Here is a 12674-nt window from a genome sequence, read left to right on the forward strand (position 1 = left end):
AAACCTCAGGCCTTGCGGTCTTTCAGCGGGCTCGTCGCCATCCTTCAATTCCATCGAAGGCGCACCCGGCCCGGGGCCTTGGGTGCAGGTGCCAGCACCGCCGGCGCGGCTGTGCTGGCCGGTGCCACAGGGCAGGGGGGAACTCAGCGCGGCGCCAGAAAACGCTCGGCCAGCCGCACCCACAGCGAGGCGCCCAGGGGCAGGAGCGCGTCGTTGAAGTCGTAGTTCGGGTTGTGCAGGGTGCAAGGGCCCAGGGGGTAGCCGCCGTGGCCGCTGCCGTCGTGGCCAGCATAGGCGCTGCGGTGGGCCCCGTCACCGTTGCCGATCATGAAGTAGGCGCCCGGCTTGTCTTGCAGGAAGAAGCTGAAATCCTCGGCGCCCATGGTGGGCTCCATCTCCAGCGTGGCCTCCGGCCCCACCACCTCCCGCATCACCTCGCGCAGCACGGCCACCTCGGCACTGTGGTTGACGGTGGGCGGGTAGTTGCGGTGGAAGTCAAAGTCCACCCGTGCGCCAAAGGCGGCGGCGGTGTGGGTGGCGATGTCGCGCATGCGCTGCTCGATCAGGTCGAGCACGCCCACGCTGAAGGTGCGCACCGTGCCCTGGACCACGCAGGTATCCGGCACCACGTTGGTGGCTTCGCCGGTGTGGATCATCGTCACCGAGATGACGGCGGCGTCCAGCGGCTTCTTGTTGCGGGTGATGATGGTCTGGAAGGCCTGCACCATCTGGCAAGCCACCGGCACCGGGTCAATGCCGTTGTGCGGCAGCGCGGCATGCGAGCCCTTGCCGGTGAGGGTGATGTGGAACTCGTTGCTGCTGGCCATGATGGGCCCGTCGCACACGGCAAACTGCCCTTGCGGGATGCCCGGCCAGTTGTGCATGCCGTAGATGGCCTCCATCGGGCAGCGTTCGAACAGGCCGTCCTTCATCATCTCGCGGGCGCCGCCACCGCCTTCCTCGGCGGGCTGGAACACCAGGTAGACGGTGCCGTCAAAGTTCCGGTTCGTGGCCAGGTGCTTGGCGGCGGCCAGCAGCATGGCGGTGTGGCCGTCATGGCCGCAGGCGTGCATGCGGCCTGGGTACCGGCTGGCGTGCGCAAAGGTGTTGTGCTCCGTCATGGGCAGCGCGTCCATGTCGGCCCGCAGGCCCAGTCCACGGGGGCTGCTGCCCGCCTTCACCACCCCCACCACGCCCGTCTTGCCCAGACCCCGGATCACCGGGATGCCCCACGCCGTCAGCTGGGCGGCGACCAGGTCCGAGGTGCGCTGCTCCTGGAAGCACAGTTCCGGATGGGCGTGCAGGTCCCGGCGCAGCGCGGTGAACAGGTCGGCATCGGCCTGGAGGGCGTCGATCAGGGGCATGGCAGATCTCCCGGCCGGGAGCGGTGGCTATGTGGCCACCGATGTTACCGAGCCCGACTTCAGCACGCCGCCGTCGTCTGGTCGCGGCCCTGCCGCGCCCGGGGTCAGCGCCGCACCGAGCCCGTCTCGGTCAACATCGACAGTTCCACAAAGTGGCTGCCCACATGGTCGCGGGGGCCGAAGGTGACCCGGAAGCCCCCGTAGTCCTGGTTCTGGATGGATTCCAGCCCGGTGATCAGGCCCTCCCGGCTGGCCTTGCCGCCGGCGCGGCGCAGGCCGTCCACCAGCACCTTGGCGGCCAAGAAGCCTTCCAGGCTGGAGTAGTTGGGCTTGTCGCCGTTGCCGGAGGCCTTCAGGGCCTCCAGGTACTCCCGCACCACCGGCGTGGAGTTGCTGTAGGGGAAGGGCATGACCTGGCTGATGACCACGCCGCGCCCGTCCTTGCCCAGTTCATCGGCCAAGGCCTGGGTGCCCACGAAGGAGACGTTGTAGAACGTGCCCCCGAAGCCCGCGGCCCGCGCTTCGCGGATGAAGGCGGCGCAGCTGCGGTAGGCGCTGACCTGCACCACCGCGTCGGGCCGCGCGGCCATCAGGGCCTTGACCGCCGCGCCCACCTCCGCCGAGTTGCGCTCCACGGTGGCTACCGCCACCGGCTCCAGACCCTTGGCGGCCAGGGCCTTGCGCACCCCGTCCAGACCCGCCTGCCCGTAGCTGTCGTTCTGCCGGAACACCGCCACCCGCCGCAGGTCCAGCGAGGTGAGCTGCTTGACGATCAGCGCCGTCTCGTCGTCGTAGGAGGCGCGCAGGTGGAACACCTGCCGGCTGAACGGCTCGCGCAGCGCGCCCGCTCCGGTGAACGGGGCGAACAGCGGCACCTTGGCCTCCTGCAGCACCGGCATGGCGGCCAGGGTGGTGGGCGTGCCCACGTAGCCGAATAGGGCAAACACCCCCTCGTCAATGAAACGTTCGGTGTTGGCCTTGCAGCGTGCCGGCTCGTAGCCGTCGTCCAGGGTGCGCAGCTCCAGGGTCTGGCCGTTCACGCCCCCTTGGGCGTTGACCGCATCCAGCACCAGACGTGCGCCCCGGTTCATCTGCGTGCCCAGCTGGGCCGCCGGCCCCGAGAACGCCGCCGATTGACCCAGCACCAGCCGGCCGCTCTCCCGTTGTGCGCGGGCGGGCAGTGCCCATGCGCCCGCCCAAGCCGCCATGCCGCCCAGCGCTGCGCGCCGGTCCATCTTCTTCCACATGAATCCCAACTCCTGTGCTGACCTGGCGCCCTGATGGCGCGCCATTGGTGCGGCCACGGGTCAGGCCCGTGTGCCGCCCTCCCTTTGTCCGAAGGGGGATACAAACACTAACACTTGCATCGCGACAACTTGTCGCACTCCTCGCCGCCAGAACGTCGTGGTGTGGGCTGGCTTGTAGGTAGTTTCCCTTGGTATCCGGGCGACCGTGAGGAGGCGAGACGCTGTGCCATCATCTCTGGATGACCGTCCAGCCAGCTCATGTCGCGGCACCGTCGGGTGCTGCGCGCACCGTCCACGCCGCCTGTCCGCACGATTGCCCCGACACCTGCGCCATCCGCGTCACGGTGCAGGGCGGGCAGGTCATCCGCCTGCAGGGCGACCCCGACCACCTCACCACCCATGGCGCGCTGTGCACCAAGGTCTCGCGCTACGCCGAGCGCAACAGCCACCCCGAGCGCGTGCTCACCCCGCTCAAGCGCGTGGGCCCCAAGGGCGCCGGCCAGTTTGTGCCGGTGGGCTGGGACGAGGCACTGGACGACATCGCCGCCCGCGTGAGGGCCATTGCTGCCGACGACCCGCAGGCCATCCTGCCCTACAGCTACGCCGGCACCATGGGCTTTGTGCAGGGCGAAGGCATGGCCGCGCGCTTCTTCCATCGGCTCGGGGCCTCGCAGCTGCAGCGCACCATCTGCGCCGAGGCGGGGGCCACGGGCCTGGCGCAGACCTACGGCGCCACCGTGGGCATGCACGTGCAGCACTTCGCCGAGAGCCGGCTGATCCTGATCTGGGGCAGCAACTCGATTGCCTCCAACCTGCATTTCTGGACCTACGCCAACGCCGCCAAGCGCGCCGGAGCCAAGCTCATCGCCATTGATCCGCGCCGCACCGAAACCGCCGAGAAGTGCCACCAGCACCTGGCCCTGCGCCCCGGCACCGATGGCGCCCTGGCCCTGGGCCTGATGCACGAGCTGATCGCCCACGACTGGCTGGACCACGATTACCTCAGCCGCCATGTGGAAGGCTGGCCCGAACTGCGCGAGCGCGCCCTGCAGTGGTCGCCCGAGCGCACCGCCGCCGAGTGCGGCCTGAGCGCCGACGAGGTGCGCGGCCTGGCGCGGGACTACGGCACCACCGCGCCGGCCGCCATCCGCCTGAACTACGGCATGCAGCGGGTGCACGGCGGCGGCAATGCGGTGCGGCTGATCGCGTTGCTGCCCTGCCTGATCGGCGCCTGGCGCCACCGCGCCGGCGGCCTGCTGTTGTCGGCCTCGGGCTGGAACAAGCCCTTGCGCAACCCGGCACTGGGCCGGGCCGACCTGCTGGCCGGCCGCCAACCCCGCAGCATCAACATGAGCACCATCGGTGCCGACCTGCTGCGCGAGGCCTCGCCCGACTTCGGCCCGCGCATCCAGGCCCTGGTGGTCTACAACAGCAACCCGGTGGCGGTGGCGCCGCAGTCGGCCCAGGTGGTGCAGGGCTTTGCCCGGGAGGACCTGTTCACCGTGGTGCTGGAGCACTTTCTCACCGACACCGCCGACCATGCCGACTATGTGCTGCCCGCCACCACCCAGCTGGAGCACTGGGACGTGCACGCCAGCTACGGCCACACCTGGGTGCTGATCAACCAGCCGGCGCTGCCGCCGCGCGGCCAGGCCCTGTCCAATGCCGAGATCTTCCGCCGACTGGCCGCCCGCCTGGGCTTTGACGAGCCCTGCTTCCTGGACAGTGATGAAACCCTGGCCCGCCAGGCCTTCCAGCCGGAACACGTGGATTTCGACGAGTTGTGCCGCGTGGGCTGGGTGCGCCTGCCGGTGCCGGACGCGCCGTTCGCCGAAGGCGGCTTTCCCACGCCCAGCGGCAAAGCCCGCGCCTGCGCGCCGGATCTGCCGCTGCCCGACCATGTGCGCAACCACGAGTGCGCCGAGACCGACCCGGCGCTGGCTGAGCGCTACCCGCTGGCCATGATCTCGCCGCCGGCGCGCAACTTCCTCAATTCCACCTTCGTCAACGTCAAGAGCCTGCGCGACATCGAGGGTGAGCCCCTGGTGGAGATGCATGCTGAGGATGCCGCCGCCCGCGGCCTGGCCGAGGGGCAGATGGTGCGCGTGTTCAACGACCGGGGCGAGCACCACTGCCGCCTGCGCGTCAACGGCCGCGCCCGGCCCGGGGTGGTCAACGGCTTGGGCGTGTGGTGGCGCAAGCTGGGCGTCAACGGCACCAACGTCAACGAGCTGACCCACCAGCGCCTGACCGACCTGGGCGCCGCCCCAGCCTTCTACGACTGTCTGGTGGAGGTGGCGGCCCTGGCCGCCTGACCGCCATGGCACCTCGGGAGCTGCCGCCGGCGTGGCGTGCCTGGCGTGGAGGGCCCGGGCGCCGCTGGGGGCTGGCCGTTGGGGGGGCGGTGCTGGCGGTCGGCCTGGCCGTGCTGGCCAGCGGCTGCAGCACGGTGGCTTACCTGGGCCAGTCGGTCGGCGGCCACTTGAGCCTGATGGCGGCTGCCCGCCCGGTCCCCGAGGTGCTGGCCGATGCCCGCAGCGACGACACCCTCAAGGCCCAGCTGGCCCTGAGCCAGCGCCTGCGCGACTTTGCCGTCAGCGCCCTGCAACTGCCCGACAACGGTAGCTACCGCCGCTATGCCGCGCTGGACCGGCCCGCAGCCGTGTGGAACGTGGCCGCCACGTCGGAGCTTTCGCTCAAGCTGCACACCTGGTGCTTCCCCGTCACCGGCTGCATCGGCTACCGCGGCTATTACGCCTTGGCCGATGCCGAGGCCGAGGCCGCCGGCCTGCGCGCCCAGGGGCTGGAGGTCACGGTCTACCCGGTGCCGGCCTATTCCACCCTGGGCAAACTGGAATGGCTGGGGGGAGATCCGCTGCTGTCCACGTTCATCCGCTGGCCCGAGCACGAGCTGGCGCGGCTGATCTTCCATGAGCTGGCCCATCAGGTGGCCTATGCGCAGGACGACACCGCGTTCAATGAATCCTTCGCCACGGCGGTGGAACAGCTGGGCATCTCCGCCTGGATCGACCACCGGCAGGAGGCGGGCCTGGCCGCCCGTTTTGCCCAGTCTCAGGCCCGGCGGGCCGCCTTCACCGCGCTCACCCGCGGCGCGCGGGCCCGGCTGCAGGTCCTCTACGCCAGCGGACTGCCCGCCGAGCGACTGCGTGAAGCCAAGGCCGCCGAGTTCGCCCGGCTGCAGGCCGACTACCGCGTCTTGCGCGACGGCCCCTGGGCGGGCTTTGCCGGCTACGACGCTTACTTTGCCCGTGTCAACAACGCCACCTTGGCCCTGCAGGGGGCCTACCTGGACCAGGTGGACCGCTTCATCGCCTGCCACCGGGAGCTGGGAGGGGACTGGTCCGCCTTCTATGATCGCGTCCGACAGCTGGCGCGCCTGCCGGCGTCGGCCCGTCAAGCCGGGCTGGCGGCCTGCGGCCACGGCCCTGCCGATCCCCATGCCGGCGCTTGACGCCCTCCACCACTCCTTTCGTATCGCCCATGTCCGACATTTCCGTTCGCCGATCCCACAACCGCGGCCAGGCCTGGTGCCTGGAACAGGGCCAGGCCTGGGCCCGCATGGCCGAGCAGAAGTTCGACGTCACCTGCACCACCACCCAGGTCAACGGCTGCCCCGCCATCGAGTTCAAGCGCAGTGGCGTGCAGGGCGTGGTGCTCATGGGCGAGGACTTCATCGACATCTCCGCCAAGCTCGGCCTGCTGTTCAAGCCCTTTGCCAAGCGTGCCCAGGACGAGGTGGGGCAGGGCCTGGACAAGCTGATCGCCAAGGGCCGGCTCTGAGGGCCGGGGGGACAGCAAAAATCCACAGTCCGCCCCTAGGGCGACACTTGGGTGACAGCAAGGGGGCGGGTCGGTCGATACGATCGGCCACCCCGTTTCCTTGCGAGGCCATCCGCCTCCCCATCATGAGCGACCTGAACTCCCGATTCCTGCAGGCCGTGGCCGACAGCAAGCAGCTGCCCGAGCGTCCTGACAACATGACGCTGCTGCGCATCTACGCCCTCTACAAGCAGGGCAGCGAGGGCGACGTCCAGGGCGAGCGCCCCGGTTTTGCCGATTTCGTCGGCCGCGCCAAGTTCGATGCCTGGTCGGCCCTGCAAGGCACCGCACCGGCCGAAGCCCAGCAGCTCTACATCGACCTGATCGAGTCGCTCAAGTGAGCCGTGTGCCGCCGGGCCGTAGGCCCGGGCTCACATCTGGTCGGCCGAGCGTACGGCCACCAGCACCACCTCGCCGCGTTCTTCCCGCGGGCGGTAGCGCAACCACCACACGCTGCCCTTCTTGATGGACCACGGCCGCAGCAGGTCTTGCGAGGGGCCGGCCATCCCGGCCAGCTGCGGCCCGATCATCAGGTAGGCGGCGGCCAGACCCAAGGTGGGCTGGTGGCCCACCACCAGCACCGGCTCCTTGGCCTCCGGCCAGCGCACGGCGGCCAGCAGGCTCTCCACCGTGGCCTCGGGCCCCAGCGCCTCCAGTGTCTTGACCCGTCGCGCCAGCGGCGCCACGGTCTGCTGCGCCCGCAGCGCCGGGCTGGCCAGCACCCGCGTGCCTTCGGGCAGGAAGCGGTTGAGCCATTCGGCCACGCGCCGGGCCTGCTTCTCGCCCTTGGGCGTCAGGCCACGGTCCAAGTCTCGGCCACCTTCGGGCAGGTCTTCGGCATCGGCATGGCGCCACAGGATCAGGTCCATCGTCGTGTGTCAGGGGCAGCAAGGGCCGCCCCAGTCTAGGCCGCGAGGATGAACCGGACATGACGGCCGGCCCGGTGGGGCCGGGCGGTGGCCGCTTTCAGCCCAGCAGCCAGTCGTCGGCCGCCTGCAGCGCCGTCGTGTCGGCCAGCACCGCCCCCGGCGCGCCGCCCTGGCCCCACAGCGGCGGCATCCAGCGCATGCCCATGAACTCGGCGCACATCGCCAGGCTGTCAAACATCGGCTGCGCCTTGGCGCGGCTGCCGTTGGTGGACACGGCCCACAGGCGTTTGCCGCTCATGCGGGCCTTGAAGTCCAGGCCTGGCACGCGCAGGAAGCCGCTCCAGTGGTCCAGCACCCCCTTGAGCGGGGCGGGCAGGCTGAACCAGTACACCGGGGCCACGGCCACCACATCGGTGGCCGCCAGCAGGGCGTCCAGCACGCGCTTCAGGTCGCCCTCGGGCGCGGCGTAGTGGCCCTGGGTGTGGCGCACATCCACAAAGGGCGGAATGTCCAGCTGCGACAGGTGCAGCCAGGTCTGCACGGAGCCTTCGGGCAGCGCCGCCGCAGCGCGCCGCGCCAGCGTTTCGGTGTTGCCCAGCTGGCCGGGCTCGCGGCTGTTGCTGACAAGGAACAGGACGTGACGGGTGGAACTCATGAGGTGATGACTTTGCCGAGAGGTGATCAGCGTTGTGCACGCAGCGTGCGACGCCGGTTCATTCTGACGGCGTTCGCCACAAGGGCGCTTGTCCCACTCGCCAGGGCTGTACGTCGTCCTGAGGCCGACAGGGCGGCCGTGCCCCGTCAAACATCCCTGACTTCAGTTTCGCAATGGTCTTGGTGAGGTCTGCAAAGCCATCCCGAGTCCGTCGCAACGCTGTCGCGGTCTGGGGCATCACCTGGCTTGCGGAGCGCTCGACGGCTCGGCCGAGTCCGTCAGCACCAGCCAGGCCGCGCTGGCGGCGAGCACCCCCAGCAAGGCCAGCGCGGTGAACGCGAACGTGACCGTGATGCTGAAGCGCTCGACCAGCTCGCCAAAACAGATCAGCAGGAAGGCGCTGAGATAGCCGAACAGGCGTTCCATGCGTGCGAACACCGTGATGCGTTGCGGCATGGTGAGGTGCTGGAGGTCCATCCGCGTTGTCACCACCGATCGGATGGCACCTGCGGCGATGCCGAGCAGCGAGATGCCGATGAGCGAGGTCGAGAAGATGTCGACGATGCCCCAGTCCTGAAGCCTGTCCGAGGCCGCGAACAGCGCGAGCGAACCGGCGATGCCGCTGAACGTGATCCATACCCCTGCCTGCGGTCCCAGCCAGGCGATGACCGGCGAGCCCCACAGCGCGACCACGAACCCGCCTAGGGTGAAGAGCCCCAGCACGATGCCAAAGAGGTAGGGATCCACGTTCTGAAGCGCGAAGTGCAGAGGCAGTAGGCCGATGAAGGGGGCGAGCGCGAACCCGCGCGTGATCGCGTAGAAGCCCACCCAGGTGGTCTGATTGCGCGAAAGCGTGAAGGGTGGCGGTGGGGTGGACGGCTGCGTGACGCCAGACGGACGCGATGCCGGGGCGGCTGGCGTCGGCGGCGCTGAGATGAACAGCACCGCGATCATCGATACGACGGATGCCGCGATGCCGGCGTAGAACGCCCAGTGCATCTCGTGATCGAACAACACGCCACCGATGAAGCCCGCCACCAGCGTGGCGATGAACATCATGCTTTGCGTGCGGCCCTGGATGTGTCCCAGCGTCTTGGCGTCCGCACCCGGGGCGGCGATGCGCAGCAGGCCGCCATCCGCCGCAAGCGCGAGGGCGAACCCCGTGCCGCCGATCACCTGCCCCAGAAACAGCGTGGGCAGCGACACCTCTCCCGGCAGCGTGCCGATGATCAGTACGACCAGACCGAGCGACTTCATGCATTCGCCAAGCAGCACCAGGCGCATCGCCGTCATGACGCGGCTCAGCCGCGGCGCAAGGTCTGCAGCCAGTGTGGATGCGCCGCTGTAAGTCGCCAGCAGCAGCGTCACGGTGCTGTACTCCGTTCGCAGGGACCAGAACAGCAGGAACAGCACGGGAAGATGGAAGTACAGCCGCGAGATCACCCGGTAGGCCATAAAGAGACGGACATTTCGGTTCATGGCTTCGCGGGCGGCTGGCGCGGCTGACGTTGCTTCACTGCACCACGACGTCACCTTGGCGGACCACCTCGAGGCGGCCGCCCACCAGCGACACGATGGTGCTGGACTGTGTGGTTCCCGCATCGGAGTCCACCGGCGGCACGAACACCTCGATCCTGTCACCGAACAGTTCGGCCGCCAGCGCGGCGGACACCAGCCCATCGACGGTCGTGCCCGAGATGTTCGCCGACGTCATGGCAAGCGGCCCGTCCACCGCATCCAGCAATGCCCGCAGCGCGCTGTTGCGGTTGCAGACCAGCGAGATCGTCCGGGCGTCGAAGTACTTGTGCTTGGGCGCCTTGGGGCCGGCGCTCACGATCAAGTTCAGGGGCCCAGGCCAGAAACGCGCGGCCAGATCCTTGAAGAGCACTTCCTCCTCGGGCGACAGGTCGGCATAGGCCATGCCCTCCGCGGCGTCGCGCACGAACAGTGTCAGTGGCTTTTCGGCCGGGCGCTGCTTGATGTCGTAGAGCCGTGCGCATACCGCCTCGTCCTGAGGCAGGCAGCCGAGGGCGTAGTTGGTGTCGGTCGGCAGCAAGGCGACACCGCCCTGCTTCAAGCGCCGTGCGGCTGTTGTCGGATCGCAGGCTGTGGCTGCCCGAGTCATCGATGGGGTCATGTGGTGTGGCCGAAGTTGGGGTGACTCGGGGTCAGGCCGCAAAGGCCGATTCGACGTGGTCATAGACGAAGCCGTCCACACCCGTTGTGAACGCTTCCCGGAAGCGGCGCATGTATTCGGGGCTGCGGAAGCTGTAGGTCTTCAGAAGCCAGCGGCGCCGGGCTTGCACCGGATAGCTCAGTTCCAAGATTTCGCGGTTGTGTAGTCCCGCCTGATTGGGGAAGGAAAACAGATCGCCCACGCCCAGGCGCACGCGTTGCCGGGTGGTGCGCACCAGCGCATCCTTCAGCGCGAGCATCGCGTCCCAGGCTTCGACCGGTGCCGCGGGCAGCGGCCGCGTCCGCGTGTCGTAATAGCGGAAGCAGTGCGACTCCTCCAGCACCGTATGTGGCTTGGAGTCCACCTGCAAGGTGTTGGAGTCGCGTGAGTACTCGTCGTAGGGCGTGTGGAACAGCGGTTGACGGAGCGCTTCTTGGCAATGGGCGGGGAGCAGTCTCAGGATATCGCGGCCGTCGATGTATCCCGTGTAGATCAGGTTGCGCGGATCAGAGCGCATGCCAAGCAGGGCCAGGTAGTCGGCGCGGACGGGATGCGCCGTGCGGTCGTTGTGGAAGTAGAGCTCGCCGTCGGTCTTCTGCGTTTGCGTGTTGCGGTAGCGGTTGTGCGCATAGACGTCGTGGAAGAAGTCGCCGTTGTTTCGGGTCGAGTACGCCAGCAGCGGCGAGCCGGTCAATTCGGCGAACAAAGCCAGGAAGCCCTCGGCGACGAAGGTCCGCTTCTGGCGGTACTTGTCTGTCACGGGATCGTCCTGGTCGAACACAGGCACCTCGGGGTCGAGCGGGCAATTGCGCAGCAGGTAAGCTGCTTCACCACCTGTTTCGCGGGCGACCAGGATGCGCTCACATGCGCTGGTCAGGGCATCGGGTAGCGCGCTCGATGTGGCCAGGTGAGAAATCTCCTCCTTGAATGCCAAATATTCGCTGTAGGGATTGGTGGACAGTTTCAGGAAGGTCGATGTCAGGGCTTCTTTGTCGTGTTCGCTCAGATGCAGGAACGGTTGCATGATCTTTCTACTCCTTAAGTTTAGATTGACATTGAGTGGTGGCAATTTTTGAAATGCATGGCGACCCTGTCGATGTCGATGAAAATCGAATCACCATGCGCCGGGGGCGCGCCAGAAAACCTTTTGCCCCGATTTGAAAAGTCGCGCGTCGGCCGCGACGGCCGTCGAAAGACTTCTTGGCGAGGAGACCGGCAAGGGGGCCCGGTCCAAACTTCAGGGTGTGGTGGGCCGCGGATCCAGCGAAGCAGAGGTCCTGGTGCCGTCGCTGGGCAGCACTTCCACGCTGCGCCCCACATTGCACAGGGGCGCGCTCCGTTCCTCTGGCCCCCATTCCACCTGGATGCGCGCGGTGGCGACGCGGACCGGTAATTGACGGCGCATGACCTCCGGTGGCGGGTCCACCACGTACTGCCCGACGGTCACGCGTCCCGTCCCGTATCGGACGCTGATCACTTCGCCGTCCCATTCGTGACCGGCGTCGTAATACGAGCGCACCTTGACCCGTGTGCCCGCTGCCATGCGAGCGGCGTCCTTCTCGCTGAAGAAGGCTTCCACCCAACGGTCTTCGCAGTTCACCAGTTGCAGCACGGCACCTTGACGGGTCACCGCGTTGCCACTGTTCGCGTCAATGCTCCAGATCGCGCCCTGCACCGGCGACGTCAGCCTCGCGCTTGTCTGCTTGTCCAGCTCCCGTTGCAGCACGGCGGCTTCCGCGACGATGGCCTGGATCTGCATGTCCAGCTGGCCTTTCCTCGCGGTGAGATCGGCAATCGATTGAGCGATCTCCTGGCTGCGCGTCACGGCGTAAGGCAGGCCTCTCGAACCATCGAGCTGCACGCCTTGGCGCGCCCCCGTCAGGACCGTCTCCGCACGCTGCACGGCCTCCTTCGAGGCGCGCTGCGCAGCACGCGCCATGTCTTCCTCGGCCTTGGCGGTGTCATAGGCGGCGACGCTGATGAAGCCCGAGGTACGCAGGGAGTCGTAACGCTCGACCTTGCTCCTGGACTCGCCGAGCGCGGTATTGGCACGTTCGAACTCGGCGACCGCCAGCGCCAGACTCGCGCGCGCACCCTGTACATCCACCGTCTGCTGGACACTCGCCCGCTGCTGCTGCTCCGCCATCTCCTTGCGGCGATGCGCCAGCTGGACGTCGATGGCCTCGATTTCTGCTTGGCGCGCCGCGCGTTGCGAGACCAGCTCGGCGATGTTGCCGGTGAGTTCCGATATCCGCGGATTCTCGGTGTCGCCCACCACGGCGCCTAGTTGTTCTCCCTTGGCGATGCGCCGGCCCACCCGCAAGCCGTCTTCAAGTTGGGTGCGACCTGGAATGGGCGCACGCAAGGTGATCACCGGTGCATTGATGAATGCTTGCGTGGTGATCTGCCGCGTCTCGCGGTAGACCAGCGTCCCGGCCACGATGCAAGTGACCGCCCCGCATGCAAGCATGACGCCGCCTTTTCGGCTTTGCAGGCGCTCACGCCAAGTGTTCAACATGCCCA

The 12674-nt window shown here is 68.1% G+C and carries 12 protein-coding genes; 4 read left to right on the forward strand and 8 right to left on the reverse strand.

Annotated elements, in window-relative coordinates:
• Window positions 1–143 precede the first annotated feature (143 nt).
• Complete coding sequence (locus tag G3A44_RS14400) at window positions 144–1364, reverse strand: M20 aminoacylase family protein (RefSeq protein ID WP_163458230.1); 1221 nt, start codon at window positions 1362–1364, stop codon at window positions 144–146.
• A gap of 104 nt (window positions 1365–1468) precedes the next feature.
• Window positions 1469–2611 carry an ABC transporter substrate-binding protein gene (locus tag G3A44_RS14405; protein WP_239061888.1) on the reverse strand — a complete coding sequence of 381 codons (1143 nt, stop codon included), beginning with the start codon at window positions 2609–2611 and terminating at the stop codon, window positions 1469–1471.
• A gap of 239 nt (window positions 2612–2850) precedes the next feature.
• On the opposite strand from G3A44_RS14405, the gene G3A44_RS14410 reads away from it, so the two are divergent.
• From G3A44_RS14410 to G3A44_RS14425, 4 genes are all read left to right on the forward strand, one after another.
• Window positions 2851–4926 carry a molybdopterin-containing oxidoreductase family protein gene (locus G3A44_RS14410; protein WP_163458231.1) on the forward strand — a complete coding sequence of 692 codons (2076 nt, stop codon included), beginning with the start codon at window positions 2851–2853 and terminating at the stop codon, window positions 4924–4926.
• A gap of 5 nt (window positions 4927–4931) precedes the next feature.
• Window positions 4932–6083 carry an aminopeptidase gene (locus G3A44_RS14415; protein ID WP_163458232.1) on the forward strand — a complete coding sequence of 384 codons (1152 nt, stop codon included), beginning with the start codon at window positions 4932–4934 and terminating at the stop codon, window positions 6081–6083.
• 29 nt (window positions 6084–6112) lie between these two features.
• Window positions 6113–6412, forward strand: a complete 300-nt coding sequence (locus G3A44_RS14420) for a polyhydroxyalkanoic acid system family protein (protein WP_163458233.1) — start codon at window positions 6113–6115, stop codon at window positions 6410–6412.
• Window positions 6413–6537: 125 nt separating this feature from the next.
• Window positions 6538–6792: an acyl-CoA-binding protein gene (locus G3A44_RS14425; protein WP_163458234.1), complete on the forward strand. Its 255-nt coding sequence runs from the start codon at window positions 6538–6540 to the stop codon at window positions 6790–6792.
• Window positions 6793–6822: 30 nt separating this feature from the next.
• Here the strand turns inward: G3A44_RS14425 and G3A44_RS14430 are convergent, their stop codons facing one another.
• The 6 genes from G3A44_RS14430 to G3A44_RS14455 all read right to left on the reverse strand — a co-directional run bounded on the left by G3A44_RS14430 (window position 6823) and on the right by G3A44_RS14455 (window position 12669).
• Complete coding sequence (locus G3A44_RS14430) at window positions 6823–7320, reverse strand: SixA phosphatase family protein (RefSeq protein ID WP_163458235.1); 498 nt, start codon at window positions 7318–7320, stop codon at window positions 6823–6825.
• A gap of 97 nt (window positions 7321–7417) precedes the next feature.
• Complete coding sequence (locus tag G3A44_RS14435; RefSeq protein WP_163458236.1) at window positions 7418–7975, reverse strand: flavodoxin family protein; 558 nt, start codon at window positions 7973–7975, stop codon at window positions 7418–7420.
• Window positions 7976–8212: 237 nt separating this feature from the next.
• Window positions 8213–9454, reverse strand: a complete 1242-nt coding sequence (locus G3A44_RS14440) for an MFS transporter (protein WP_163458237.1) — start codon at window positions 9452–9454, stop codon at window positions 8213–8215.
• Window positions 9455–9488: 34 nt separating this feature from the next.
• Window positions 9489–10175 carry an L-threonylcarbamoyladenylate synthase gene (locus G3A44_RS14445; RefSeq protein ID WP_310734382.1) on the reverse strand — a complete coding sequence of 229 codons (687 nt, stop codon included), beginning with the start codon at window positions 10173–10175 and terminating at the stop codon, window positions 9489–9491.
• Window positions 10144–11175: a Fe(II)-2OG oxygenase family protein gene (locus G3A44_RS14450; RefSeq protein ID WP_203561416.1), complete on the reverse strand. Its 1032-nt coding sequence runs from the start codon at window positions 11173–11175 to the stop codon at window positions 10144–10146. Before G3A44_RS14450 ends, G3A44_RS14445 begins: the two co-directional genes overlap by 32 nt.
• A gap of 213 nt (window positions 11176–11388) precedes the next feature.
• Window positions 11389–12669: an HlyD family secretion protein gene (locus tag G3A44_RS14455; RefSeq protein ID WP_163458239.1), complete on the reverse strand. Its 1281-nt coding sequence runs from the start codon at window positions 12667–12669 to the stop codon at window positions 11389–11391.
• Window positions 12670–12674: the final 5 nt, after the last annotated feature.

Source organism: Ideonella livida (genome assembly GCF_010499455.1).
Taxonomy (GTDB): Bacteria; Pseudomonadota; Gammaproteobacteria; order Burkholderiales; family Burkholderiaceae_C; genus Ideonella; species Ideonella livida.